Genomic DNA, 25,676 nt, shown 5'->3' on the forward strand with positions numbered 1-25,676 from the left:
GCATCTTCCTGGGCGAAGCAACGGCATCCATCTGCACGGTTCCACGCATCATTCCGCTGCGGAAACTATCGACGCCCGCCGCTTACGGATCGCTTACGGCATCGCGGCGCCGATGCTGCAGCAGGACAGGCCGGCAGCGCGTCAGGCCGGCAAATCGCGGTCGACGGTCGCAATTTGGCGCCTTTCCGCGTTGTTTTTGATAGCATTACCCGATTGTGAATTCGGGCCGGGTTGAAGCCTCACCCCAAAAAGGCCATGCTTAACGTGGAAAAGATCGAGTCAACGGCGATCCCGCTGACGCGGGTATGGCTTCGACTGAAAGGGATATGATGCGGCAAGGATGTGCGCGCTGGCTGACAGGGCTGGCAATTGTGACGGGCATGGCGGTCTCCGGTCTGCCCGCCTATGCCAAAGAGACCACCGAGCCAGTCAATATCACGTCGTTCTCGGGGGCCTATCTTGCCGCGCGGGTCGCCGAAGGCGACAATGATCTCGACAGCGCCATCGCCTACTACAAGCAGGCGCTCGCCTTCGCTCCCGGTGACACCTCGTTGCAGCAAAGCCTGATGCTGTCGCTGATCGCCCAGGGGCGCTTCGAAGAATCCTTGGTCTATGCCGACAAGCTCAAAACGGTTCCCGACGTCGAGCGGTTCTCGCGCCTGGCGCTGGCCGTCGGTTCCTTTCACAAGAAGGACTTTTCCAAGGCCGAATACTGGCTCAAGCTTTCGCTCGAATCCGATCTCGACCGGCTGATCTCCGGCGTCATGACCGGCTGGGCCAAGCAGGGCGCCGGCGACCCCGGCGAGGCCATGGCCTCGATCGAAAAGCTGCAGGGCCCGGACTGGTTCGGCCTGTTCAAATCCTTCCATCGCGGGCTTATCGCCGATGCCTCGGGCCTGCCCGAAAAGGCGGATGCGATCTACGCCGCCACCTTGCAGGACACCGCGACCGGCGCCGCCGCGCCCGAAACCTGGATGCGCAACTCGCAGGCCTATGCCTCCTTCCTTGCCCGCAAGGGTGACAAGGACAAGGCGCTGTCCGTGCTCGATCAGGCCGAGGCATTTGCACCTGGCAAGGTCGAGATATCGGCGCTTCGCGACAGGATCGCCAAGGGCGAGAAGATCGAACCCTTCGTTGCCGGCCCGTCCGACGGCGCCTCGGAAATTCTGCTCGATCTCGCCACCGCGCTCAATCGCGGCGGTGGTGAGCCGTTCGTCCGCCTCTATCTGCAATACGCCCTGGCACTAAGGCCCGACAGCGACGCGGCCCTCGTCCAACTCGCCGCCGTCTCCGAGCAGTTGAAGGACGGCGAGGGCGCCATCGCCTTCTATCGCCGCATCCCGGCCGGTTCGCCGCTGAAGACGCTGTCGGAACTGCAGCTCGGCCTCAACCTTGCAGATCTCGACCGCTATGACGAGGCCATCGCCCATCTGAAGGCCCTCGTCGAAGCGCGTCCCGACGACATGCGCGCCTATCAGGCGCTCGGTGGCGTCTATGCCTCGAAGGAGGATTTCCGCTCCGCGGCCGGTCTCTATGACAAGGCGGTGGCGATGCTGAAGGCCCCGACCCGCGCCGATTGGAACATTTTCTACCAGCGCGGCATCGCCTATGAGCGACTGAAGGAGTGGCCGAAGGCCGAGCCGAATTTCCGCAAGGCGCTGGAATTGTTCCCCGACCAGCCGCAGGTTCTGAACTATCTTGGCTATTCCTGGGTGGACATGAACACCAACCTCGAGGAAGGCCTTCAGATGATCCAGAAGGCCGTCGAGCTCAGGCCGAGCGACGGCTACATCGTCGATTCGCTGGGCTGGGCCTATTTCCGCCTTGGCCGATTCGACGATGCCGTGCGCGAATTGGAACGTGCCGTTTCGTTGAAGCCGGAAGATCCGGTGCTCAACGATCACCTTGGCGATGCCTATTGGCGCGTCGGCCGCAAATTGGAAGCCACCTTCCAGTGGAACCAGGCTCGCGACCTCAAGCCGGATCCCGGCGTGCTCGCCGCCTTGCAGCAGAAACTGCTGAAGGGCCTGCCGCCGATCGAATCCAACACGGCGCAGGAAACCCCGAAGGTCAAGCCCGAACCGACGACTGCGCCAAAGGGCTGAATACTTCTGAATTCGATTATGCGGGGCTCGTCGCCGCTGTCGCTAAGGGTCTGGACTATAAGCCATGCTAATCGTGCGCGGTGCCGAGCACCGCTCGGAGCCCTGAGTCGTTCTGTTCCTCGATCCATCGGGTCGTACGGTCGTAGGCATCCGAAAACAACTCGGAATGCCGACTCCAATCCATGAAGCTGATCGTGTTCGGAACCTCCGGACAGACCAGGATATCCTCTTCGCCGACGGCAATGTCCTGTGGCCGGTGTGCCAGCATGCTCATGTCAATGACCTGAAGGATGCTGGGAACCCGAGGCAAGCGGGCACGACCGAAAGGGTTCAGCAAGGCCATTGCCAGTTCGGAAGCTCCGGGGATACGGTCATAGTCTATGTCGTATTTCTGCGGTGCACTCGACCCGAAGGTAACGATGACATTGGGTCCGGTCTTGAGCTCCTTCATCTGCTCCAGCGGCAAATTGTTCATGATAGCGCCGTCCACCAGCATATCGCCGTCATCCGTAAAGAACGGCGGCAGGACGCCCGGGATGGAGCCGGACGCCCGAACGGCGTGCCAAAGCTTTCCACGACGGTGGACATGGGGCTGACGGCTGCTCAGATTGGTCGAAAGCGCAAAGAACGGAAGCCAAAGATCCTCGATCAGAACGTCGCCGTATTCCAGCCGAAGGGCCCGATCAAACGCTTTGTGATCCAGAAGCGCGAAATGCGGCAAGGTGGGACGGCGAAACGCCCGGCTCTTGATAAATATGTTGTGGGTGCCTCGGTCGATCTGGTCGGCATCCAAGCCTCTTGCGAAGCCGGCCATCATCGCCGCGCCGGAACTTGTCCCGCCGAGATAGTCGAAGCAAGCGCCCGCCTCAACGAAAGCCTTGTAGACGCCCAAATGAGCGCTGCCGAGGGACCCACCCCCTGCCGCCACGAAGCCCAGTGCCTTGCCCGAAATAAATCGGACCAGGCGCTGGAAATCAGACGCGTCGTCCAGCGCAACATGATGATGCTGGTCAACATAGGGTCGCTCATCGAGCCATGCAGAGGTACCGGAGACCGCAGCCGAGCGAGTGTCGTGAATTAGGACAAGCCGACTGGTCGATGGCGGATGGATCGATAGCGTCAGTTCCTCAGATGGGTTCAGACGAGGCGAGCAGGATGCGTTGGCCAGCAACAAGACGGTATCGGCCTGGCGAATGCAGACTTGGGTCCATTCATTAGGTTCCTCATCGGCAACATAGACGATGAATTGGGCTTCCGCCTCGAGTTCGTTCAACCAGTTAAGGATCGGCTGGTCGTCGATCGGAAAACCTGGGAACTTCGCTTGGATGTCAAGCCGGGAAACGAACCGAGCGCGCGTGGCCGCGCCGAACGCTTGCCGCAGGTGCTGGATGAACACCGGTGAGATGCGACTTCCGCCGGCTGCAATGATCGCAAGCGTTCGGATCTTGGCAGGTTCCTTGAGACGCGACGAACTGGGAGATTGGGTGGCAAACCGGCGCGCCAGAAATACCGTGACCGCCTCTCTCAGGCTCGGCAAAGTCTCGGCCGCCTTCTCGAAATGATTGCGACCGATTTCAAGGACGATCGAATCGCGCGCTGCAAGGACAGTGGCCATGCGGGGTAGTCCCGCGAAGAAACCGATTTCACCGATGAGTTCACCCTGCGCGATCTCGGCGACCGAGCCAGTCGAATCTCCTTTGTGTACCGTAAAGCGTCCAGACAGCACGATGAAAAACCTGTCCGACGCATCGCCTTCGCGAACCAGAACCTCACCGCGTCTCAGGACCCGACGGTCGGATTCGGCAGCTAAAGCCTCGAGCGCCAGCAACGACGCCCGATCGAACATCAATGTTGCCGACAATAAACTCGCTGCAAGAGAATCGACGGAGGACATCTGAGCCATCCCTTGGGAATCCATGACTTTGTCTCCTCAGGGTGCTGGACGCCCTGCCGAATGATACCACACAAGAGAGCCGCCGACGGCTGAGGCGCGGGACTGATCGCTGGGCGCTCTCATCTCTGGCTCCCAGGAAGGGCCACGATCAGGCCGCCACGTCCCTGCCGTTTCGGCGTGTCGACGATTTCACTTGCGCCGTATGTCACGCGTTAACTCACCCGATTGCCCTGGCTGCGGCCGGCCCCTTGCCTTGACGCTTGCCGGTGGGCGCTCTAGGGAGGGCCGCATCCCCGCCTTTCCCGTCGAGGCCGCCGTGACAGTTGATATCCCAGCCCATATGCATCCCAGCCGCTCGTTCCAGGGGCTGATCCTGACTTTGCATAACTACTGGGCGGATTATGGCTGCGTCGTTCTCCAGCCCTATGACATGGAAGTCGGCGCCGGCACGTTCCACCCGGCGACGACGCTGCGCGCGCTCGGGCCAAAGCGCTGGAACGCGGCCTATGTGCAGCCTTCGCGCCGGCCCAAGGACGGGCGCTACGGCGAGAACCCGAACCGGCTGCAGCACTATTACCAGTACCAGGTGATCCTGAAGCCGAACCCGCCCAATCTGCAGGAACTTTATCTCGGCTCGCTGGCGGCCATCGGCGTCGATCCGCTTCTGCATGACATCCGCTTCGTCGAGGACGACTGGGAAAGCCCGACGCTCGGCGCCTGGGGGCTGGGCTGGGAGTGCTGGTGCGACGGCATGGAAGTGTCGCAGTTCACCTATTTCCAGCAGGTCTGCGGCATCGAATGCGCGCCGGTGGCGGGCGAGCTCACCTACGGGCTGGAGCGGCTGGCCATGTATGTGCAGGGCGTCGACAATGTCTACCACCTCAACTTCAACGGCCGCGACGGCGCCGATAAGGTGACCTATGGCGAGGTCTTCCTGCAGGCCGAGCAGGAGTATTCGCGGCACAATTTCGAATTCGCCAATACCGCGATGCTGCTTCGGCATTTCGAGGACGCCGAAGCCGAGTGCAAGGCGCTGCTCGATGCCGGCGCGCCCATCTCCCCCCTCAAGGGGGAGATGTCCGCCAAGCGGGCAGAGGGGGTCGCCACAGAAGGCACCGCAAGTAAGGCCCCAGCGACTCCTCCCGCGTCTGGCCACCCCCTCAAGGGGGAGGGGAACCACCGTCTGGTATTTCCCGCCTACGACCAGTGCATCAAGGCCAGCCACGTCTTCAACCTGCTCGACGCACGCGGCGTGATTTCGGTCACCGAGCGGCAGAGCTACATCTTGCGGGTGCGCAATCTGGCGAAAGCCTGCGGCGAGGCGTTTTTGCTGACGCAGGCGGGCGGGCTGGCGGCTTAGGCCCAGAGGCTATTCGCGACTTCGACTGACGCGCTGATTGGCAATACGCCTTGGCCGCTGGAGCCAGCCATTGTCCGCAGCGCTTGTCTAACGCCAGGCATCGTGAACGTGCCATGAGCCTGCGCCGCAAAGCAGGCGCTGAGCGCGAGGATCTGCAGGAATGTCGATGCCGTCTTCATGGTCGTTCAACCAATAGTTCTCTGCCTGAGCGTTGGTCGCTTCAGCGCTGCGTTCGGTTCATGGAGATCTTTGACCCAAGGACGGGCGACCCCGCTTCGACCCGACAGACAGCGGAATATTTTGGCAAACGTCCGTGGATGCGCCGATTGCATGGGGCCAGCCGAGTTGCTATGCCGCCTGGACCATTTCGCCGCGTGAGCACAATTTATGCCCGACCTGCTTTTAGAACTCCGTTCGGAAGAGATCCCCGCGCGCATGCAGCGCAAGGCGGCGGGCGACCTGAAGAAGATGATGACGGACGGTTTGGTCGAGGCCGGGCTGACCTATGAGGCGGCGCGCGAATATTGGACGCCGCGCCGGCTGGCGCTCGACATTCGCGGCGTGACCGCGCGCTCGAAGGACATAAGCGAGGAGATCAAGGGACCCTCGACCAAGGCGCCTGAACAGGCGGTCCAGGGTTTTCTGCGCAAGGCCGGTCTTTCCTCGATCGCCGAGGCGCATGTCCACGCCGATCCGAAGAAGGGCGACTTCTATGTCGCCCATATCTCGAAGCCGGGCCGGGCGGCCGAGACGATAATCGGCGAACTGGTGCCGGGCATCATCCGCGACTTTCCATGGGCGAAATCGATGCGCTGGGGGCCGGCCTCGGCGAAACCGGGATCGTTGCGCTGGGTGCGGCCGCTGCAGTCCATCCTCTGCACCTTCGGCCCGGAGACCGAGGAGCCGGTGGTCGTCGATTTCGAGATCGACGGCATCCGCTCGGGCAACATCACCTACGGCCATCGTTTTCATGCGCCGGGCGCCATCGGCGTGCGCCGTTTTGACGACTATGCCGCCAAGCTGCAGGCGGCGAAGGTTGTGCTCGACGCCGACCGGCGCAAGCAGATCATCCTTGCCGACGCAAGGAATCTCGCTTTCGCCAACGGGCTCAACCTTGTCGAGGACGAGGGGCTGCTTGAGGAAGTGTCAGGCCTGGTCGAATGGCCGGTCGTGCTGATGGGCGAATTCGAGCAGGACTTTCTCGCCATTCCGGCCGAGGTGATCCGGCTGACGATCCGCGCCAACCAGAAGTGTTTTGTGACGCGGCCGCAGGGCGCCGGCGAGGAGCTTTCCAACCGCTTCGTCCTGACCGCCAACATCGAGGCCAGCGACGGCGGCAAGGAGATCGCCCACGGCAACGGCAAGGTGGTACGCGCCCGCCTTTCCGACGCGCTCTATTTCTGGAAGACCGACCAGGGCGATTTGCCCGACCTCGACCAGTTGCAGGCATCGGCGGAAAAGTTCGGGCTCGATCTCAAGAAGCCGCTCGACCAGCGCATGGCCCGCCTCGACCATCTCGGCGTCACCTTCCACGCCAAGCTCGGCACGCAGGGTGAGCGGTTGGAGCGGATCAAGAGGCTGGCTGGCGAGATCGCTGACACGTTGTCGAAGCAGCCGAATTTCTTTGATGGCAAGCTTCTGTCCGCCGACGATCTGAACGTCGAGCAGAAATATCTCCGCGAGCGCGCCGAGCGTGCTGCCGTCCTGGCCAAGGCCGACCTCACCACCGAGGTGGTCGGCGAGTTCCCGGAATTGCAGGGCGCCATGGGCAGCAAATATGCGCTGCTGCAGGGAGAGCATCCCTCGGTCGCCGCCGCCGTCGAGGAGCACTATAAGCCGCAGGGCCCGTCGGACCGCGTGCCGACCGATCCGGTATCGGTGGCCGTAGCGCTCGCCGACAAGCTCGACATGCTGGTCGGGTTCTGGGCGATCGACGAAAAGCCGACCGGGTCGAAAGACCCCTATGCGCTGAGGAGGGCGGCGCTGGGAGTGATCAGGATTTTGGTCGAGAATCGTGTCCGGCTTGTGCTGACATCTCTCTTCGACCGCGCTTACCAGATGGCGAACTATCTTGCGTCCGGACGGCCCTTTAGCGCCGACCTCCTGTCCTTCTTCCACGACCGCCTAAAGGTCTATCTCCGCGACCAGGGCGCGCGGCATGATCTGATCGATGCGGTGTTGGCAGCGGGCTCGCGCCCGATCTCCCCCCTTGAGGGGGAGATGTCGCTGAAGGCGACAGAGGGGGGCGCTGTCCCGCCGACATCTCAGCGCGAGGCACCCCCCTCTGCCCTGCCGGGCATCTCCCCCTCAAGGGGGGAGATTGGCCAATCGTCCAACGACGATCTCCTGCAAATCGTCCGTCGTGTCAAAGCCCTAGGCTCTTTCCTAGACACCGAGGACGGCAAGAACCTGCTTGCCGGCACCAAGCGCGCGGCCAACATTCTGGCCGCCGAGGAGAAGAAGAAAACGACGATCGCCGAACATGTTGAGCCGGCTCTGTTCAGGGAAGATGCCGAGAAATCGCTGTTTGCCGCGGTGAATCAGGCCGAGAAGGAAGCCGGCCAAGCGATTCACAACGAAGACTTTTCCGCCGCCATGCTGGCGCTTAGCGCGTTGCGTGAACCGGTTGATTCATTCTTCGAACGCGTTCTTGTGAATGATGAGGACCAGGCCGTGCGCGCCAACCGCCTGGCGTTGCTGGCGCGCATCCGGGCAGCGACCGACCAGGTCGCGGATTTCTCGAAGATCGCCGGCTGAGGCTTGGCAGTTCAGGCGAGCGTCGTCCTGGCTGCGAACGGCTATCTGGCCTGGTCGATCTCGGGGATGGGCGTTGGTTGCGGCGCTGCGGGCTCAGGCGGGCTGTTCGTTGCCGTTGTTTTTTTGTCGGATTTTGTAGCTGCCCGGGGCGCTGCGGCAGCAGTTGCCGCAGCAGGTGCGGGGCTGGGCGCCGGCTTTGTGAAGGCGTCACCAACGATGCCGCCGCGAATGATCATCGGGCTTTGCGTGAAATCATGCTTGGGCTTGGGCTGGCTCGGGATCGCAGAAACTTTTTCATAGGTGACATCGGGCACTGGTTCGCCGAGCGCCACGATCGATGGCGTCGAGGAGTTGCCAGCCACCTTCGCCGGTTCAGGCGCACCGAGGCTGATGACGGACGGCGTCGAGGATGGTGCACCGGGAACAACGAAGGACGAAGCCTGTGCTGTGCCCGCCGCCAGAGTGAGGCCAAGCGCCCCCAAAATACGCACCCAGACCATGATAGTTCCCCTTGCCCAACAAGCCGGCACCATAGCGTCCGGAAATTGATGCGGGCTTGCCAGGAAAGCCAGCATTTTAGCGATTGGCAATTCGCTTCCGCCGGACTTGCCCCGTGAACGTCACCGTATTACGCACCCACATCTGTGAGGTGATGAGAGTGGCTAAGATACTTGCCGCCGGCGAGGCGATGGAGCGGGCGCTGGCGCTGCTCGAAGGCGGCGATGTCGTCGCCATTCCGACCGAAACCGTCTACGGGCTGGCCGCCGACGCCACCAATGGCGTTGGCGTGGCGCGCATCTTCGAGGTGAAGGGCCGGCCGCGCTTCAATCCGCTGATCGCCCATGTCGCCGATCTGGCGATGGCTGAGCGCATCGCGCTGTTCGATCCCGTGTCGAAAAGGCTGGCGCAGACATTCTGGCCGGGACCGCTGACGCTGGTGCTGCCGCAGCGGCCCGGCAACGGCATTCATCCGCTGGTCACCGCCGGGCTCGATACCATCGCGCTGCGCATGCCGAAAGGCTTTGGCGGCCAACTGATCGCCAGGATCGGACGCCCGCTTGCAGCGCCCAGCGCCAATTCCTCAGGCAGGATCAGCCCGACGACGGCGGAGGCCGTGGCCGCCGATCTCGGTCCAAAAATCAAGCTGGTGATCGATGGCGGCGCGACGTCGGTCGGGGTCGAATCGACAATCGTGAAGATAGAGGGCGAAAAGCTGCAGCTGCTGCGGCCGGGCGGCATTGCCGCCGAAGAGATCGAAGCGGCCGCCGGCATGAAGCTGCGGCGCGGCGCGGCGGGCATCGAGGCGCCGGGCATGCTCGCCTCGCATTACGCGCCGGTTGCTGCGGTGCGGGTCAACGCCGCAAAAGTCGCAAACGGCGAAGCCTTGCTGGCGTTCGGCCCGCGTCGCGCAGAAGGCTGGCAGGGCGCCGCCGCCTTGCGCAACCTGTCCGCAACCGGCGACCTGCGCGAGGCCGCGGCCAACCTCTTTGCCCACATGCAGGATCTCGATCGCAGCGGCGCCAAGACAATCGCCGTCGAGCCGATCCCCTCCGACGGGCTGGGCGAGGCGATCAACGACCGGCTTTCGCGCGCCGCCGCCCCTCGTGACAAGATCGATGGAGCACCATAGTTTCCCATCCATGAACGACATCTCCCGGGATATCGACCCCGCCCTCATCGACCGCTTTGCGGCAATCGTCGGCGATAAATATGCGCTTCGCGACCAGCAGGATATCGCGCCTTACCTCACGGAGAGACGCGGCCTGTGGCATGGCCGGACGGCGCTGGTGCTGAGGCCCGGCAGCGTCGACGAGGTCAGCCGCATCATGCAGCTGGCAACCGAGACGGGAACGCCGGTCGTGCCGCAAAGCGGCAACACCGGGCTGGTCGGCGCGCAGGTCCCGGACACGACCGGCCGCCAGATCGTGCTGTCGCTGTCGCGGCTGAACCGCATCCGCGAGATCGACGTCCTGTCCAACACGGTCACCGTCGAGGCCGGGGTCATCCTGCAGACGCTGCAGGAAGCGGCCGATGCCGCCGACCGGCTGTTTCCGCTGTCGCTTGCCGCGCAAGGCTCCTGCCAGATCGGCGGCAATCTCTCTTCCAATGCCGGCGGCACCGGCGTTCTCGCTTATGGCAATGCGCGCGAGCTGTGCCTCGGCGTCGAGGTGGTGCTGCCGACCGGCGAGGTGTTCGACGATCTGCGCAAGCTGAAGAAGGACAACACCGGTTACGATCTAAAAAACCTGTTCATCGGTGCGGAAGGCACGCTCGGCGTCATCACCGCCGCCGTGCTCAAGCTTTTCCCAAAGCCCAAGGGGCGCGAGGTGGCCTTTGCAGGCCTGTCGTCACCTGAGGCGGCACTGTCGCTGTTCAGCCTGGCGATGGATCGCGCCGGTGCGGCGCTCACTGCTTTCGAGCTGATCGGCCAGAGGCCCTACGATTTTACGCTGCTGCACGCGCCAGGCGTCGTGCGGCCGCTGTCCGGCGATTGGCCATGGTATGTGCTGATGCAGATCTCTTCGAGTCGCTCGGCTGAGGATGCGAGGGCCCTCATCGAGGAGGTGCTCTCAGCCGGCCTCGAGCAGGAGATCGTCAGCGATGCGGTGATTGCGGCGAGCATCGCGCAGGGCGATGCCTTCTGGAGTTTCCGCGAGCTGCTGCCCGAGGCGCAGAAGCCCGAAGGCGCCTCGATCAAGCACGACATTTCTGTGCCGGTGGCGGCCATCCCGCAATTCATCGAAAAGGCAGCCGGCGCCGTTCAAGCGGTCAGCCCCGGTGCGCGCGAGGTGTGTTTCGGCCACATGGGCGACGGCAATCTCCACTACAACATCTCCCGGCCGATCGGTGGCGATGACGAAGCGTTTCTCCGGCTCTATCACGCCATGAACAAGGCCGTGCACGATGTCGTGCGCAGCCTTCACGGCTCGATCTCGGCCGAGCACGGCATCGGCCAGCTGAAGCGGGATGAATTGATCGCGACGGCGCCGCCGATGGCGATCGAGCTGATGCGCAGGGTGAAGACGGCCTTCGACCCGGCCGGCATCATGAATCCCGGTAAGGTTATCTGATCCTTTCGCCGTCTTGTGAATGGTTGCATTCCGATAACCATCGCCTCGAGATCAGCAAAATTTAACCGACTTTCTTAAGCGCTGCGATAAGAAGCCCGCGCTAATGTTTCCCCACAACGAGGCTGGAAAAACCGGCCCGGAGAACCGGAAGACCGGCTCTCAGGAGAGACAGGAAAGGCACGATATGAACACTGGACTGAAGCCAGTCTGGGCTGGGCGCAATATGCGCCTCGACCCACTCCGCCTGCCGCAGGTGGTGAGCTACGCGACGCGCGACGACTATGGCGACGTTACCTTCACCATCGACCATCGTGGCGCCGTCATTCGCCGCGTGCTGGAGATGAGCGGCCTGCCGGCGTTCATCGCTCTGCCCGCCAATGCGTTTCGTGGCGTGGCAGCCCGCGCAATGGAGGACCCGGACGGCAATGTCACGGTGACGCTGGAGCTTCTGCACAATGATCCGATGCTGTCGGTGCCGCTGCTGGTGGCCGACGATCTCGAGGATGTCGCCGCCGACTGGCGCGCCTGGGCCGATGCCTACCGTCTGCCGATGCTTCTGATCGAATCCGACGGCATCGCCCGCACCCTGGAGGAATCGCTTGGCGTCGCCATCAAGACATTGCCAGCGCAGGACCGCCGCAGGGGTCGGCTTTCGACCATGCGTCGTCCGCGCTTCCTCGCCCGCCGCAGGGCCGGCGCCCTCGGCCTCAGGCTGGTGATCGGCGGCCAGGAGATTATTTCGCGCGACGAATAGAGCGAGCGCTTTCCCTTCTCCCACAAGGGGAGAAGGAAAAAAGCCGCTACACCAGCGGCTTCAGCGCCACCCATAGCGCACCGCCGATCAGGCCGAGGAAGACCAGCCAGCCGACCTGGTTGTTCGACCTGAACAGAAGCATGCACTGGTCGGGATCGTCGATGTCGAGCACGGTGATCTGCCGCGCCATATGGGCGCCGGCCGCGACCAACCCGGCCAGCGCCGGCACCGGCGCCTGCGCCGCCGCGAAGGCGATGGCGAAGCAGACCAGCGCTCCGCTATAAAACCCGACGAGCCAGGTCTTGGTGTTGTCGCCGAACAGTCGTGCAGTCGAGCGCACGCCGACGATGGCGTCGTCTTCCTTGTCCTGATGCGCATAGATCGTGTCGTAGCCGATCACCCACAGGATCGAGCCGATATAGAGCATGACGGCCGGGCCATCGAGATTGCCGAACTCGACCGCCCATCCCATCAGCGCACCCCAGGAAAAGGCAAGGCCGAGAACCAGTTGCGGCCAATTGGTGAATCGCTTCATGAACGGGTAGATGGCGACGACGGCGAGCGAGCCGATGCCGAGCAGGACGGCAAAGCTGTTGAACTGCAGAAGCACAGCGAGTCCAACCAGTGCCTGGACTACGAGAAACGCCCAGGCCTGCCGGCGCGTGACCTTTCCCGCCGGCAGCGGCCGCGAGCGCGTGCGTTCCACCTGGTTGTCGATGTCCTGGTCGACCAGGTCGTTGTAGGTGCAGCCGGCGCCGCGCATGGCGACGGCGCCGATCAGGAACAGCACGAGATACCATGGCGCCGGCAGCAGCGAGAGCAGGGGATCAGCAGGGCGTGGATGGGCACTCGCGGCAAGGGCTGCCGACCACCAGCACGGCCACAGCAGCAACTGCCAGCCGATCGGCCGGTCCCACCGGGCAAGCTGCGCATGAGGCCACAGCCAGCGTGGCAGAATGCGGTAGACCCAGTGGCCGCTCGGCGCATCGGCGACGCGGCCCTGGGCTGCTTTCGACTGGATGGGTTCCATCGTGCTGAAGTGGCAGCAGCGGCGAACGCCGTCAAGCGTCAAGCGGGCCGAACCATTCCCCGTTCCCGTGTGGAATTGCGCTCAAAGTCTGCCAAATGTCTTGACCCATCGTACGGGGCGCAATAGCGCAGTCCTGATCGTGGAATGGCAAGGGACCTGGGCATGCGCGTATTGTTGATCGGCTCCGGCGGCCGCGAACATGCCTTGGCCTGGAAGATCGCGGCCTCGCCGCTGCTGACCAAGCTCTACGCGGCGCCCGGCAACCCCGGCATCGGCCGCGAAGCCGAACTGGTGACGCTCGACATTGCCGATCATGCGGCGGTGGCCCGGTTCTGCACGGAGAAGAAGGTCGACCTCGTCGTGGTCGGGCCGGAAGGGCCGCTGGTCGCCGGCATTGCAGACGACCTCCGCGCTGAAAACATTCGCGTCTTCGGCCCGTCCAGGGCGGCGGCGCGGCTGGAAGGCTCGAAGGGTTTCACCAAGGATCTTTGCGCGAAATACGACATCCCGACCGCCGCCTATGGCCGTTTCGGCGACCTGGCGTCGGCCAGGGCCTATGTCGAAAAGATGGGCGCGCCGATCGTCATCAAGGCCGACGGCCTCGCCGCCGGCAAGGGCGTTACCGTCGCCATGAATTTGGCCGAGGCGCTGGCAGCGCTCGATGCCTGTTTCGACGGGTCCTTCGGACAGGCCGGCGCGGAGGTGGTGGTCGAGGAGTTTCTCACCGGCGAGGAGGCGAGCTTCTTTTGCCTGTGCGACGGCGCCACCGCGCTGCCATTCGGCACCGCGCAGGACCACAAGCGCCTCAGTGACGGCGACGTCGGCCCGAACACCGGCGGCATGGGGGCCTATTCGCCGGCCCCGGTGATGACGCCGGAGATGATCGACCGCACCATGCGCGAGATCGTCGAGCCGACCATGCGCGGCATGGCCGAGCTTGGCGCGCCGTTATCGGGCGTGCTGTTTGCCGGGCTGATGATATCAGGCGAGGGGCCGAAGCTGATCGAATACAACACCCGCTTCGGCGACCCGGAATGCCAGGTGCTGATGATGCGGCTGAAGGACGATCTGCTGGTCCTGCTCAACGCTGCCGCCGACGGCCAGCTTGCACATACCTCGGTGCGCTGGCGCAACGAGGCGGCGCTCACCGTGGTGATGGCGGCAAGGGGTTACCCCGGCACGCCGGAAAAGGGCTCAGTCATCCAAGGCGTCGAACAGGCCGCGGACGATGGCGTCGAGATCTTTCATGCCGGCACCGCCATCGACAGCGGCGGGCTGGTCGCCAATGGCGGCCGTGTGCTCGGTGTCACGGCGACCGGCGGCACGGTCGGCGAGGCGCAGCGACGAGCCTACGCCGCGGTCGACCGGATCGATTGGCCGCAAGGTTTTTGCCGCCGCGACATCGGCTGGCAGGCCGTTGCCCGCGAGCAGGCGCGCTGACGTACAAGATTAGCGGGGGCAAGATTAGCGGGGGCGGCGATCCAACTCGGTCGACGCAGTGCTGACCGGATCGGTAGGTGCGGCTTCAACGGCCGATGCGGAGGGCTTTTCCTTTCGCAGCCACCCCAGATAGTCGGCGATCCGGCGCGGAAGACGCAGCGCTGTCCCTACGGCAGGCATTTGCAAGCTGCCGCGGAACTTGGACCAGCCCGCGCTGAACATGGCGACCATTTCGGTGAAGCTCGGCGGTGGCGACACGGTCGCATAGGTAAGGGTGACATTGCCGGCAAGGCCGGCCGCCCGCGAGAGAGGCAGCGGTATCGAGGCGAGGTAATCCGGCTGCGCGTCGATCAGGCCGCCGAACGGCCATTGCGCGCGCAACGCGGCGGCATCCATCGGTGCGACATTGACGTCGATGTCGTTCGGCGTGCCAGCCACCCGATAGGGGCAGCGGAACCGGCCGCAATTGGCTTTTGCCGAAAACTGCCAGAGTGCGTAGCCTTGCCAGTTGCCCATCGGAAAATGCACGCCGATATCGGGCTTGTAGCGCGCATACCAGAGCGGCAGCCGCGACAGCAGCCGATATTTGTACTTGTTGTCGGCGATGTGCTTGGCGGTTTTGCCGTTGGTATAGAGCACTGGAAAACGGCCAATCCGCCGATGCACATGGCGCACGAATTCCTCTGCATCCTCGAGCGACATCCATTTCGTCGGGTCGTCATCCTCGATGTCGAGGGCGAGCAGGTCGTCCGGACCAGGTTTCGCGAAATTGATGAAATTATTGGCCTGTCCCACTGGGTTGCCGGGTCGGGCGAGGTGATAAGCGCCCCATTTCAGGCCGAGCGCCTTGGCCACCACCTTGCGCGTCTGGAACAGTTCCTGTGCTACCGCATGGCGCTTCCACAGCGCCTTGCAGAGCCGCGTCGCGGTCTCGTCGCCGAAACAGAAATACGCTGGCGGCATCCCGTCGGACGCCTTGTTGATGAAGCCGACGATGCGCTTGTCGGTGGCAAGCTCGGTCCAATCGATGGGATTGTATTCGTAGGCGTCGATCACCAGCGCCCGGTCGGTCTTCTTCCAGGGCGCGGAGAAGTCCGAGGCTTGTGCCGGCGCCAACGCCATTGCCGTCGCGGTCGCGACGGCGAGGAGTCCTGGGCGGCGAAGAGGGTGCGCCGGCGGCTTCAAACAGCAGATCCTTGCTGGCCAAAGCTTGATCCTGAACCGCCATGGTTAAGGAAATACTTTCGGCGGCCCGCGGCGACCGCCGCAATCGTGCCGGGGATGGCTTTGCTGGTCATCAACGGAGGGCGAGCGGGTGGAACGGGTCGGGCGCGGGCGCTTGCGGCAGCGTCCCCTCAGCCTGGCGCTTGCGGTGATGGGCCAGCGAGCATTGCGGCGAACACAGGATGCCGCGATCCGACCAATAGGCGGCGCCGTCCTCGATCTTGCCCCGATGGTGCCAAAAACCTGTCGCTCGATAGGGCAGGCCGCACTCGATGCAGCGATAAGCGTCAGGTCTGGCGAGCACGGGCGGTCCGATCCGGTATTCTTGAGCTGTCGCCGGTCGACTTGTCCGGCTTTTTGCCGATTTTAGCGTGAACAGTTCCAATTGCAAAATCTGCGTGACAAAATTTGACGTTTACGTAAAAAGAAGGCGGGGGAGGCGACCCAAAAGCGAATGGTTTTGTGTCGGCACGGATATTAAGTTTCCCTGCCGGACCGAGGAGGAGCGGCATGTACCGGGCACCAGTAGAGGAAATCGCCTTCACGCTGAAGCATGTGGCGGGCCTGAAGCCGGCGCTTGACGCCGGCACCTTTGGCGACCTTGGCGAAGACCTCGTCGACGCCATTCTGGTGGAAGCCGGCCGCTTTGCCAGCGAAGAGGTCGCGCCGCTCTACAAGATCGGCGATGAACAAGGCGCGGTGCTGAGCGGCGCTGCCGTCACCATGCCGCCCGGCTGGAAGGAACTTTATCGCCGCTGGATCGACGGCGGCTGGAACGCGCTGTCAGCGCCGGAGGAGTTCGGCGGCCAGGCGCTGCCGACCATGCTGGGCGTCGCCGCGCTCGAAATGTGGAACTCCGCCGCCATGGCCTTCGGCATCGGCCCGACGCTGACCATGGGCGCGGTCGAGGCGCTCGACAAGCATGCTTCACCGGCGCTGAAGGCCAAATACCTGGAAAAGCTCGTCTCAGGCGAATGGATGGGCACGATGAACCTGACCGAGTCGCAGGCGGGCTCGGATCTGAATGCCTTGCGCGCCCGCGCCGAGCCGGCCGGCGACGGCACCTACCGCATCTTCGGCCAGAAGATTTTCATCACCTATGGCGAGCACGATCTTACCGACAACATCATCCATCTGGTGCTGGCGCGGCTGCCGGACGCGCCGGCCGGCACGCGCGGCCTTTCGCTGTTCCTGGTGCCGAAATTCCTGGTCGGCGATGATGGCGCGCTTGGCGCACGCAACGACGTCTTCTGCTCCGGGCTGGAGCACAAATTGGGCATCCACGCCTCGCCGACCTGCACCATGATCTATGGCGACGGTTTCGAAGGGACCGCCCCCGGCGCGATCGGCTGGCTGATCGGCGAGGAAAACAGGGGCCTCGCCTGCATGTTCACCATGATGAACAATGCGCGGCTCGCCGTCGGCATGCAGGGCGTTGCGGTCGCCGAAACGGCCACGCAGAAGGCGCTCGCCTACGCCAATGAACGCCGGCAAGGCAAGGCCGCGAGCTATGATGGCAACGCCATGACGCCGATCGTCCATCACCCCGACGTGCAGCGCAATCTCCTGACCATGAAGGCGCTGACCCAGATTGCGCGCGCCATCAGCTATTGCTGCGCGCACGCCATTGACCACGCGCGCGTATCCGTCGGCGATGAAGCCATCCATTGGCAGGAGCGCGCCAATCTGCTGACGCCGCTGGCCAAGGCCTTTTCCACCGATGTCGGCGTCGAGGTCGCCTCGCTCGGGCTGCAGGTTCATGGCGGCATGGGATACATCGAGGCGACCGGTGCGGCAGCACTTTATCGCGACGCGCGCATCGCGCCGATCTACGAAGGCACCAACGGCATCCAGGCGATAGACCTGGTGGCGCGCAAGCTGCCGCTTGGCGGCGGCGAGCATGTGCATGGCTACATCGCCGAACTGAAAGCCGTCGCCAATCAAGCGCGGACCTCGAACCTTCAAGGTTTTGGCCGCACCGCCGATGGCCTCGACCAGGCGCTCGACGATCTCAGCCAGGCGACGCGCTTCCTGCAAGGGCTGCTCGCAGACGGCCGCTCGGACGCGGCGCTGGCCGGCGCGACGCCGTATCTGCGGCTGATCTCGCTGGCGGCGGGCGGCGCCTATCTGGCGCGCGGCGCGCTTGCCGACCAAAGCCGCATCGCCGTTTGCCGTTTTTATGCCGAGAACCTGCTTGGCGAGGCGAGCGCGCTGAAGGAGCGTGTCATCGGCGGCGCCGACAGCCTTGCCACTGCCGTCCAGACACTGATTTCTGCCTGACAGCCACCAGGTTGACGTTTCACAAAAGCCCAGCGTTTCACAAAGGATCACCCGTGACAGACCACATCCTCGTCGAGCGCCAGGGCGCCATCCAGATCATCCGCATGAACCGTCCGGACAAGAAGAACGCCTTGACGCGGGCCATGTATGCAAAAATGTCCAAAGCCCTTGCCGAGGGCGACGCCGATCCGGCGATCCGCGTCCATGTCTTCCTCGGTGTTCCAGGCGCCTTCTCGTCGGGCAATGATCTTGCCGATTTCATGGTCGTCGCCACCGGCGGCGAGGGCGGCACCGAAGTCTGGGATTTCCTGATGGCGCTGGCCAGGACGGAAAAGCCGATGATCTCCGGCGTCGACGGCATTGCGGTCGGCATCGGCACAACGCTCAACCTGCATTGCGACCTGACCTTCGCCACGCCGCGCACACTATTCCGCACGCCGTTCGTCGATCTCGGCCTGGTCCCCGAGGCGGGGTCGAGCCTGCTTGCGCCGCAGATTCTCGGCCGGCAAGGCGCCTTCGCGCTGCTTGGCCTCGGCGAAGGCTTTTCGGCCGAGCGGGCGAAAGCGGCCGGGCTGATCTACGCGGTGGTCGAGGAGAACGAGCTCGAATCCGCCGTGCTTGCCGCTGCCGGGCAGATCGCGGCCAAGCCGCCGCAAGCGCTGAAGATCGCGCGTGACCTGATGCGCGGTTCGCGTGAAGACCTCGTCGCCCGCATCGGCCAGGAAAGTGAGCATTTTCGGGCGCGGCTCACATCCGACGAGGCCCGCGCCGCCTTGATGGCCTTCATGACCAGGAAGAAGGGCTAGCTGGCGCTACTAGAGTCTAGCATATGTCATGCACATGCATTACATTGTCTGCTGGCGAAGGAGACTGCCATGCCGTCGAACGCACTGGTCCAGACCCGAATTGACGCTGAGGTGAAGGAACGCGCCACGGCGGTTCTGGAAAACATGGGGCTCACGGTTTCCGATGCCGTCCGCATCTTGTTGACGCGCACCGCGAATGAGGGCGCCTTGCCGCTCGAACTCGTCAGCAACAGTGACGCCCACGATGCCTGGTTCCGGGCGAAAGTTCTGCAGGCGATCGAGGATACCCGGCCGGACGTTGAAGACGCCGACGCCGAAACCCATTTTGCTGGACGGCGGGCGGCAGCGCTTCGCAAGGCGGAGGCAGGTGAGTCTTGAGGCTGGTCTGGGCGCGGTTTGCGCTCTCCGATCGCGACGACATCTTCACGTATATCGAAGCCGAAAACCCCAGAGCCGCCGTTCACGTCGACCAGCAGATCGTTTTTGCGACTCACCGTCTCATCGACTTTCCGGAAAGCGGGCGACCCCGGCCGGATCGCCGGCACGCGCGAACTTGTCGTCGCGCGCACGCCCTACATCGCCGCTTATGCCGTAGTGGCCGACACGGTTCGCATCCTCCGCATCCTGCATGGCGCCCAGATGTGGCCGGACGAAATAGCGACGGAGTAGTCTCCGTTGAAGATCAGGAACGCGCCAGCGGACGATCATTTCCTCGACTTGACGTATTTTCCGACAACAGCGGCTACATCACGGTCACTGGCAAAGTCGCCGCGCTCGACGTCGGCCAATCCGGCTTCTATCTCGGCGAGTTGCCATTCCTCACGGGCCACGAAGTCCTCAATAGCCTGCGCGGCTACATAGGAGCGCGAGCGGTCGAGCTTTTCGGCAAGCTGGTCAAGCCTCTTTGCGGTTTCGTCCGGGACACGCACGGTAAAAGCCGTCATAGGAAGAACCTTTCATGTTGGTTCACTATGACTATTGGTGAACCAAGGTGGTTCGGCAAGATTGCCCTAGGCTCCTGGTGAAGCTGCTTAAGGGCCAGCCGCTCAGGGATAAAGCCTTGTCTTGTCCCAGCCGCCCTCAGCGCTGCGCGAGAAGACAATGCGGTCGTGCAGCCGGAAAGGCCGGTCGTGCCAGAACTCGATCGTCTGCGGCACGATGCGGAAGCCTGACCAGTGTTTCGGCCGTGGGATCTCGCCGATCGCATGGCGCGCCGTGTATTCGGCAACGGCCTTTTCCAGTGCGAAGCGGCTCTCCAGCGGCCGCGACTGTTTCGACGCCCATGCCCCGATGCGGCTGCCGCGCGGACGTGTCGCGTAATACGCGTCCGCTTCCGCCTCGGTAACGATCTCCACCGGCCCCCGTGCACGCACCTGCCGGCGCAGCGATTTCCAGTGAAAGCACATCGCCGCCTTCATGCTGCCAAGAATCTCGCGGCCTTTGGCGCTCTCGAAATTCGTGTAGAACACAAATCCGCTTTCATCGAACCCCTTGAGCAGCACCATCCGCACATTCGGCATGCCCTCGGCATCGACGGTCGCCAGCGCCACGCCGTTGGGATCGTTGATCTCACTCTTCGTCGCGTCGTCAAGCCATGCGGCAAACAGGCGGAATGGCTCCGCAGCCTCGGCAAAGTCACCGCTTGTTAACTCAGTTTCGCTCATAGTTTTTCCAAATTTTATTGCCGGCCGGGGGAGATTGCCGATTGTCGCGCATCGCGCAACTTTTTGACAGCAGGCAATGGGGCCTTATTGCTTCGGCCAACGCGCAAGGTGCGGTCAAGGCGGCCGCGATTGTGCTGGTCGCCTTGCCGCTTGCCGCCTGCGGTGCCGGCGGCTTCAGTTTGGAGCAGGCGGAGGTCGACCGTACGATCCTCACCAGCAGCACGCCCGCTTCTGCCTTGCTGATCGACCAGGATCGCGCCTCGGACCAGGCGACGATCCGCAACGCGGTGTCTTCAGCCGATATCCAGGAACTTGCCGGTCAGGCCGTTCCCTGGGCGAATTCCGATACCGGTTCGCGCGGCTCGATCACCGAACTGGCGGAGTCCAGGGACAACGGCCAGCTTTGCCGCCGCTTCACCGCCTCACGCGAAAGCTTCGACGGCGTCGCCCTGTTCAAGGGCGAGGTGTGCCTGGCCGGCGCCGGCGCCTGGCAGATGCAGGACTTCAAGGCGCTCTGATTTTCCGCCATCATATGACCGTAAGCTACTGGAATTTCTTCCTATGCGAGCGCATATAGATGGCAATCATGGACTCACTCCTTCTCCAGGGCAGGAAGCATGCGCGACCCCTATGAGGTGCTGGGCGTTGCCAAGAACGCATCGGCCCAGGATATAAAATCGGCATACCGCAAACTCGCCAAGGAGTATCATCCGGACCAGAATCCGGATCCCAAGGCGAAGGAGCGGTTTGCTGCGGCCAACCAGGCTTACGAGATCGTCGGCGACGAGAAGAACCGTGCGGCTTTCGATCGCGGCGAGATCGATGCCGAGGGCAAGCCGCGCTTTCAAGGTTTCGAGGGTGCCGCCGGCGGCGCCGATCCGTTCGCCGGTTTTCGCCGGCAGCAAGGGCCGGGCGGCTCGCGTTTCGAGTTTCGCTCAGGTCGTCCGAGCGGCGATCCGTTCGACGGCAGCAGCGACATCTTCAGCCAGATTTTCGGCGAGACCTTCTCTCGCGGCGCCGGCATGGGCGCCGGCCGGCAGGCGCCGTCCGGCGCCGACCTGAACGTGACGCTCGACATCACCATCGAAGAAGCGGCGACTGCCGAGAAGGTAACGGCGATGTTCCCCGACGGGCGCAAGGTCGCCGTCAAGCTGCCAGCCTATGTCGAGGATGGCCAGACCATCCGGCTGAAAGGCCAGGGCGAGCAAGGGCCGGGGCAACCGGGCGATGCGCTGGTCAAGATCCGCTTCCGGCGGCATCCGCGCTATCGTGTCGAAGGCCGCGACCTCCACGCCGACCTGCCGGTTGCGCTGGCGGATGCCGTGCTGGGTGCCAAAGTGGCGGTCGAAACGCCGACCGGCAAGGTTGCAGTCAATGTTCCCGCCTGGTCGAGCTCGGACAAGGTTCTGCGGCTGAAGGGCAGGGGCCTGCCGGAAAAAGTCGGCGGTCACGGCGATCTCTACGCGCATGTGCGGCTGATGCTGCCTGAGGGTGGCGACAGCGATCTCGAAGCGTTGATGCGCAACCGCAAACGTTAGCCTGGCGCGTCAAAGGCGCGCTGCGCCGCAAACGCTCCTGCCTCTCACCTGTCCGTTTTGATCGATTGCAGGGCTCAGCCGCATTCCGCGACATCGCTCGATGGCGAACGCCCGCCCGGAACATGGCCGGGTCGCGCCAGGCGGGTCAGACGCTCGTCGCCGAGAGCGTTTTTCTTTTGCGCGAGCGGAATAAACCCGCGGCCGCCCCGTTTCCAGACCATGCCGGACCGAACTCAGCCGGGCGGGCTGAACGTCGACGGGCGGTCCAGGAGCACGTCTTTGCCCCAATCTGGACCTCTTGGTTGACTAACGAAATTGTCCGTCAAACGAAGAGCAACGAAGGAGCGCGTCGGATTGCTGGGTCATGCTTTATCGATTTTGCAAAATACATTCGGAGAAATCCGGGCGATGTATCGAAACGACAGGCTCAGCAGGATGTTCGCGCTGACAATAATATGCCTGAATATCCTCATCATCACCGTTCCATTCGCGATCGAGGCGCTTCGATCGGTCGGAATTTCACGCTACGATTTGCCTGCGCATCTCAACATCAGCAGGGATGGATCTCTGCCCGAGATGTTCAACTATGGGCAGGCCGCGCTTTGCGCCCTGTTTCTGTTCGGCGTCTGGTTTCGAACCAGGGAGCATATGTTTCTTGCCTGGTCGCTGATTTTCAGTTTTGTGACGCTCGACGACGCCACCCGTTTCCATGAGCGCGGCGGCCTGCTGCTGGCAGCGACATTCGACCTCGTTTCGCTGCCGGGCATGCGGGCTCGCGACACCGGGGAGATCATCACCTGGTCGGCGGTCGCGCTCGGCCTGCTGGCGCCGCTGTTGTGGTCATTCTGGCAAAGCAGACCGAGGCAACAAGCCCTCGGATCGGTGTTTTTGCTGCTGTTCGCGTGTCTTGTGGGTTTTGCCGTGGTGGTTGACATGCTGCACTTCCTGACGGGCTCGAAGCTCGTTGGCTACGCGGAAGACGGCGGCGAGATGCTGTCGATTGCCGTCGCCTGTTGCAGTGCGTTCATCCTCTATCGCGGGCTGGGGCGTTATGCGGATCTTCAGGCATTGGATCCGAGCCTGCCGTTCTCGAAGCGGACATAACCGAATTGCTGAAACGGCCGCGCGAACAGAAGGAATAAGTTTGGCTCCGAGCCGTTACCTCCCGGGGACCAACCCTGGAGGAGCCAATGCAGTCGTTTCCGCCCGTTCCAACGCGCAGGTTCTGGCGTCGTTCAGAACACCAGGGGGTGACGTCGAAGCCTGCCATGCCGGCGAAACCTTGCCGCTGGCGCGCCCTTCACCTCGCCCTGCCACTGATGGTCTTCCTGTGCGGCGCTTCGCCAGCGGCCAACGCGGTCGTGCCGGGCACCGACGCCAATGTCGTCACAGCAATCGACGTCTCGGACTCGATCGGCCGATATGAGGAATGGCTCCAGCAGGCCGGGCTCGTGCGGGCGCTCGTCCACCCCGACTTCCTGCGCGCCGCCACCGCCGGCCCGCGGCGTCGGATCGGTTCGCCGTCTTCACATGGTCGAGCGATGGCAAGTTCGACCTGTTGGTGCCCTGGACCGTCATCGGCTCGGCCGAGGACGCCGCGCGCGTGTCTCAGGCGCTCGCTTCGGTGACGCTCATCGACCGAACCCATTACGGAGGCGGCGATATGGAGCAGGACGGCGACGCTGATCCCGCGGCGATGCACGATCGTCTGACAGACATGTCGGAGGCGATCGACTTTGCTTCGCTCCTGTTGACGTCATCGCCGCACGCGACGGAGCGCGCTGTCATGAACATCTGCGCCAACGGAACCGACAATTTCGCGGGCGGAACAGAATCCTCACGAGACGCGGCGCTGGCGCAAGGCTTCACGATCAACGGATTGGTCCTGGGGCAGGATGCGCAATATTTCCGCTCCAGCGTGATCGGCGGTCCGGGAGCGTTCGCCATGGACATCTCGGATGCGAAAGACGCCGGTGAATTCATGACCAGGAAACTTGTTCGCGACCTGTTGGCGTCCGCGCCGGCAGATGCGCCTCGTTTCAGGATCGAGTGACCGCTTCGATGCACAACTACTCTTGCAGAACTGCTGCACGACATGGCGTGGCGTCTTTTCGTCAATTCTCGCTTGAGCGTGCCACAAGCGCTTCGCCCAGGCAATCGATACTCAGGTCGGAAGGTCAGCCGGCGGGCACTGTCCGTTTTGAGCGCTTGAAGGGGCTCTGTGCCTGTGCGATAGCCACTCACGAAGCAGCAAATCTTGCGGAGAGCGCTCACATGGCGGGTGGACAAGGCATTATGGCCGGCAAGCGCGGGCTTGTCCTGGGCGTCGCGAACAATCGGTCGATCGCCTATGGCATCGCCAAGGCCTGCGTCGACCATGGCGCCGAGATCGCGCTGACCTACCAGGGCGAGGCGTTCAAGAAGCGCGTCGAGCCGCTGGCGGCGGAACTCAACGCCCATGTCGCCGGCCATTGCGATGTGACCGATCCGACAACGCTCGATGCGGTATTCGACGACATCGCCAAGCGTTGGGGCAAGCTCGATTTCCTCGTCCACGCCATCGCCTTTTCCGACAAGGACGAGCTGACAGGCCGCTATGTCGAGACGACGCGCGACAATTTCCTGCGCACGATGGACATCTCGGTGTTTTCCTTCACCACCATCGCCAAGCGGGCCGAGGCGCTGATGACCGATGGCGGCTCGCTGCTGACGTTGACTTATTACGGTGCGGAAAAAGTGATGCCGCACTACAACGTCATGGGTGTTGCCAAGGCAGCGCTCGAAGCCAGCGTGCGCTATCTGGCCGTCGACCTCGGCGCCAAGAAAATCCGCGTCAACGCCATCTCCGCCGGTCCGATCAAGACGCTGGCAGCCTCCGGCATCGGCGATTTTCGCTACATCCTGAAGTGGAACGAATACAATTCGCCGCTAAAGCAGACGGTGACGCAAGAGGAGGTCGGCGATTCAGCGGTCTATTTCCTTTCAAACCTTTCACGCGGCGTCACCGGCGAGGTCCACCATGTCGATTCCGGCTACCATGTCGTCGGCATGAAGGCGGTCGACGCGCCTGATATTTCGACCGTCAAGGAATAGACCCGCCTCGAATACCCTCTCGCCTGTTCTCGACCGCTCTCCGGATGACCTGATGTATCCGCTCGTCTACATCGCGCGCCATGGCCAGACGGTGTGGAACGCCGAGTCCCGGCTGCAAGGACAGGCCGACACCGATCTCAACCCGCTCGGCCGCGAGCAGGCGACCGGCAATGGCCATCGGCTGGCGGAACTCGTTCAAAACCCCGAAGATTTCGATTTTGTCGCCAGCCCGATGCGGCGAACGCGTGAGACCATGGAACGCATTCGCATGGCGATGGGGCTCGATCCCCAAGCTTACCGCACCGATCCCCGCCTTGTCGAAATGAGTTTCGGCGACTGGCAGGGTTTCACCTTTCCCGAACTTGAGGCCCGGCATCTCGGCTCGGCCAGGGAGAGGCGCCTCGACAAGTGGAATTTCCTGCCGCCCGGCGAGGGCGCCGAAAGCTATCAAATGCTGCTCGAACGGGTAAAGCCGTGGTTCGACGCGCTGGACCGCCGGACGGTCTGCGTGACGCATGGCGGCGTCGTGCGCGTCCTGTTCCGCATGGTGCTGGGAATGCCCGAGAAAGAAGCCGCAAGGCTGAATGTGCCGCACGATCGGTTGCTCAGGCTGGAGGGCCGACGCCTGGAGTGGCTCTAATGCACATCGCCCAAAAGCAT

General features: G+C 63.3%; 24 protein-coding genes and 1 pseudogene. 18 read left to right on the plus strand and 7 right to left on the minus strand.

Annotated elements, in window-relative coordinates; genetic code table 11:
- Window positions 1–329: 329 nt before the first annotated feature.
- The gene (locus tag AC0L3D_RS02480) at window positions 330–2,105 is read left to right on the plus strand and encodes a tetratricopeptide repeat protein (protein ID WP_473643097.1); all 1,776 of its coding nucleotides are present in this window, start codon (window positions 330–332) and stop codon (window positions 2,103–2,105) included.
- A 67-nt stretch (window positions 2,106–2,172) separates the two neighbouring features.
- Here the strand turns inward: AC0L3D_RS02480 and AC0L3D_RS02485 are convergent, their stop codons facing one another.
- Window positions 2,173–4,023 (minus strand): patatin-like phospholipase family protein, encoded by a 1,851-nt coding sequence (locus tag AC0L3D_RS02485; protein ID WP_473642963.1) that lies wholly within the window; start codon window positions 4,021–4,023, stop codon window positions 2,173–2,175.
- 292 nt (window positions 4,024–4,315) lie between these two features.
- Here AC0L3D_RS02485 and AC0L3D_RS02490 point away from each other — a divergent pair, with 292 nt between their 5' ends.
- Window positions 4,316–5,359 carry a glycine--tRNA ligase subunit alpha gene (locus AC0L3D_RS02490; protein ID WP_473642965.1) on the plus strand — a complete coding sequence of 348 codons (1,044 nt, stop codon included), beginning with the start codon at window positions 4,316–4,318 and terminating at the stop codon, window positions 5,357–5,359.
- A 387-nt stretch (window positions 5,360–5,746) separates the two neighbouring features.
- Window positions 5,747–8,116: a glycine--tRNA ligase subunit beta gene (gene glyS / locus AC0L3D_RS02495; protein ID WP_473642967.1), complete on the plus strand. Its 2,370-nt coding sequence runs from the start codon at window positions 5,747–5,749 to the stop codon at window positions 8,114–8,116.
- 41 nt (window positions 8,117–8,157) lie between these two features.
- Here the strand turns inward: glyS and AC0L3D_RS02500 are convergent, their stop codons facing one another.
- Window positions 8,158–8,616: a hypothetical protein gene (locus AC0L3D_RS02500; protein WP_473642969.1), complete on the minus strand. Its 459-nt coding sequence runs from the start codon at window positions 8,614–8,616 to the stop codon at window positions 8,158–8,160.
- A 158-nt stretch (window positions 8,617–8,774) separates the two neighbouring features.
- Here AC0L3D_RS02500 and AC0L3D_RS02505 point away from each other — a divergent pair, with 158 nt between their 5' ends.
- From AC0L3D_RS02505 to AC0L3D_RS02515, 3 genes are all read left to right on the plus strand, one after another.
- Window positions 8,775–9,746, plus strand: coding sequence for an L-threonylcarbamoyladenylate synthase (locus AC0L3D_RS02505; protein ID WP_473642971.1), 972 nt, complete (start codon window positions 8,775–8,777; stop codon window positions 9,744–9,746).
- Between the two features lie 10 nt (window positions 9,747–9,756).
- On the plus strand, window positions 9,757–11,187 hold the full coding sequence (locus tag AC0L3D_RS02510; protein WP_473642973.1) for an FAD-binding oxidoreductase: 1,431 nt from the start codon (window positions 9,757–9,759) through the stop codon (window positions 11,185–11,187).
- 184 nt (window positions 11,188–11,371) lie between these two features.
- On the plus strand, window positions 11,372–11,941 hold the full coding sequence (locus AC0L3D_RS02515) for a DUF6101 family protein (RefSeq protein WP_023799370.1): 570 nt from the start codon (window positions 11,372–11,374) through the stop codon (window positions 11,939–11,941).
- 46 nt (window positions 11,942–11,987) lie between these two features.
- Here the strand turns inward: AC0L3D_RS02515 and ubiA are convergent, their stop codons facing one another.
- Window positions 11,988–12,971: a 4-hydroxybenzoate octaprenyltransferase gene (gene ubiA / locus AC0L3D_RS02520; RefSeq protein WP_473643099.1), complete on the minus strand. Its 984-nt coding sequence runs from the start codon at window positions 12,969–12,971 to the stop codon at window positions 11,988–11,990.
- A 162-nt stretch (window positions 12,972–13,133) separates the two neighbouring features.
- On the opposite strand from ubiA, the gene purD reads away from it, so the two are divergent.
- Complete coding sequence (purD, locus tag AC0L3D_RS02525) at window positions 13,134–14,411, plus strand: phosphoribosylamine--glycine ligase (protein WP_473642975.1); 1,278 nt, start codon at window positions 13,134–13,136, stop codon at window positions 14,409–14,411.
- 24 nt (window positions 14,412–14,435) lie between these two features.
- Here the strand turns inward: purD and AC0L3D_RS02530 are convergent, their stop codons facing one another.
- Both AC0L3D_RS02530 and AC0L3D_RS02535 read right to left on the minus strand, forming a co-directional pair.
- Window positions 14,436–15,533, minus strand: a complete 1,098-nt coding sequence (locus tag AC0L3D_RS02530) for a glycoside hydrolase family 25 protein (protein ID WP_473642977.1) — start codon at window positions 15,531–15,533, stop codon at window positions 14,436–14,438.
- A 175-nt stretch (window positions 15,534–15,708) separates the two neighbouring features.
- Entirely contained in the window at window positions 15,709–15,939 is a 231-nt protein-coding gene (locus tag AC0L3D_RS02535; protein WP_473642979.1) for a hypothetical protein, read from the minus strand.
- A gap of 206 nt (window positions 15,940–16,145) precedes the next feature.
- On the opposite strand from AC0L3D_RS02535, the gene AC0L3D_RS02540 reads away from it, so the two are divergent.
- From AC0L3D_RS02540 to AC0L3D_RS02555, 4 genes and pseudogenes are all read left to right on the plus strand, one after another.
- Window positions 16,146–17,915 carry an acyl-CoA dehydrogenase gene (locus tag AC0L3D_RS02540; protein ID WP_473642981.1) on the plus strand — a complete coding sequence of 590 codons (1,770 nt, stop codon included), beginning with the start codon at window positions 16,146–16,148 and terminating at the stop codon, window positions 17,913–17,915.
- 53 nt (window positions 17,916–17,968) lie between these two features.
- Complete coding sequence (locus AC0L3D_RS02545) at window positions 17,969–18,721, plus strand: crotonase/enoyl-CoA hydratase family protein (RefSeq protein WP_473642983.1); 753 nt, start codon at window positions 17,969–17,971, stop codon at window positions 18,719–18,721.
- Between the two features lie 69 nt (window positions 18,722–18,790).
- Complete coding sequence (locus AC0L3D_RS02550; protein ID WP_128167692.1) at window positions 18,791–19,099, plus strand: type II toxin-antitoxin system RelB/DinJ family antitoxin; 309 nt, start codon at window positions 18,791–18,793, stop codon at window positions 19,097–19,099.
- A pseudogene (locus AC0L3D_RS02555) lies at window positions 19,096–19,306 on the plus strand (type II toxin-antitoxin system RelE/ParE family toxin); the annotation flags it as partial. The gene AC0L3D_RS02550 and the pseudogene AC0L3D_RS02555, both read left to right, overlap by 4 nt.
- 119 nt (window positions 19,307–19,425) lie before the next feature.
- Here AC0L3D_RS02555 and AC0L3D_RS02560 read toward each other — a convergent pair.
- Window positions 19,426–19,665: a CopG family ribbon-helix-helix protein gene (locus tag AC0L3D_RS02560; RefSeq protein ID WP_128172024.1), complete on the minus strand. Its 240-nt coding sequence runs from the start codon at window positions 19,663–19,665 to the stop codon at window positions 19,426–19,428.
- Window positions 19,666–19,767: 102 nt separating this feature from the next.
- Window positions 19,768–20,385 (minus strand): pyridoxamine 5'-phosphate oxidase, encoded by a 618-nt coding sequence (pdxH, locus tag AC0L3D_RS02565; RefSeq protein WP_419696235.1) that lies wholly within the window; start codon window positions 20,383–20,385, stop codon window positions 19,768–19,770.
- 41 nt (window positions 20,386–20,426) lie between these two features.
- Between pdxH and AC0L3D_RS02570 the strand changes: the two genes are divergently transcribed.
- From AC0L3D_RS02570 to AC0L3D_RS02600, 7 genes are all read left to right on the plus strand, one after another.
- A complete protein-coding gene (locus AC0L3D_RS02570; protein ID WP_473642985.1) occupies window positions 20,427–20,903 on the plus strand; it encodes an RT0821/Lpp0805 family surface protein in 477 nt (158 codons plus the stop codon).
- 99 nt (window positions 20,904–21,002) lie between these two features.
- Window positions 21,003–21,923: a DnaJ C-terminal domain-containing protein gene (locus tag AC0L3D_RS02575; protein ID WP_027152335.1), complete on the plus strand. Its 921-nt coding sequence runs from the start codon at window positions 21,003–21,005 to the stop codon at window positions 21,921–21,923.
- Window positions 21,924–22,571: 648 nt separating this feature from the next.
- Window positions 22,572–23,027, plus strand: coding sequence for a hypothetical protein (locus AC0L3D_RS02580; RefSeq protein ID WP_473642987.1), 456 nt, complete (start codon window positions 22,572–22,574; stop codon window positions 23,025–23,027).
- A gap of 215 nt (window positions 23,028–23,242) precedes the next feature.
- Window positions 23,243–23,551 carry a DUF1194 domain-containing protein gene (locus tag AC0L3D_RS02585; RefSeq protein WP_473643101.1) on the plus strand — a complete coding sequence of 103 codons (309 nt, stop codon included), beginning with the start codon at window positions 23,243–23,245 and terminating at the stop codon, window positions 23,549–23,551.
- The gene (locus tag AC0L3D_RS02590; protein WP_473642989.1) at window positions 23,485–23,976 is read left to right on the plus strand and encodes a DUF1194 domain-containing protein; all 492 of its coding nucleotides are present in this window, start codon (window positions 23,485–23,487) and stop codon (window positions 23,974–23,976) included. The genes AC0L3D_RS02585 and AC0L3D_RS02590 overlap by 67 nt, the downstream gene beginning before the upstream one ends.
- Window positions 23,977–24,197: 221 nt before the next feature.
- Window positions 24,198–25,016, plus strand: a complete 819-nt coding sequence (fabI, locus tag AC0L3D_RS02595) for an enoyl-ACP reductase FabI (protein ID WP_091596015.1) — start codon at window positions 24,198–24,200, stop codon at window positions 25,014–25,016.
- Between the two features lie 52 nt (window positions 25,017–25,068).
- Window positions 25,069–25,656 carry a histidine phosphatase family protein gene (locus AC0L3D_RS02600; RefSeq protein WP_128172028.1) on the plus strand — a complete coding sequence of 196 codons (588 nt, stop codon included), beginning with the start codon at window positions 25,069–25,071 and terminating at the stop codon, window positions 25,654–25,656.
- Window positions 25,657–25,676: the final 20 nt, after the last annotated feature.

The organism is Mesorhizobium sp. WSM4837, from assembly GCF_055811435.1.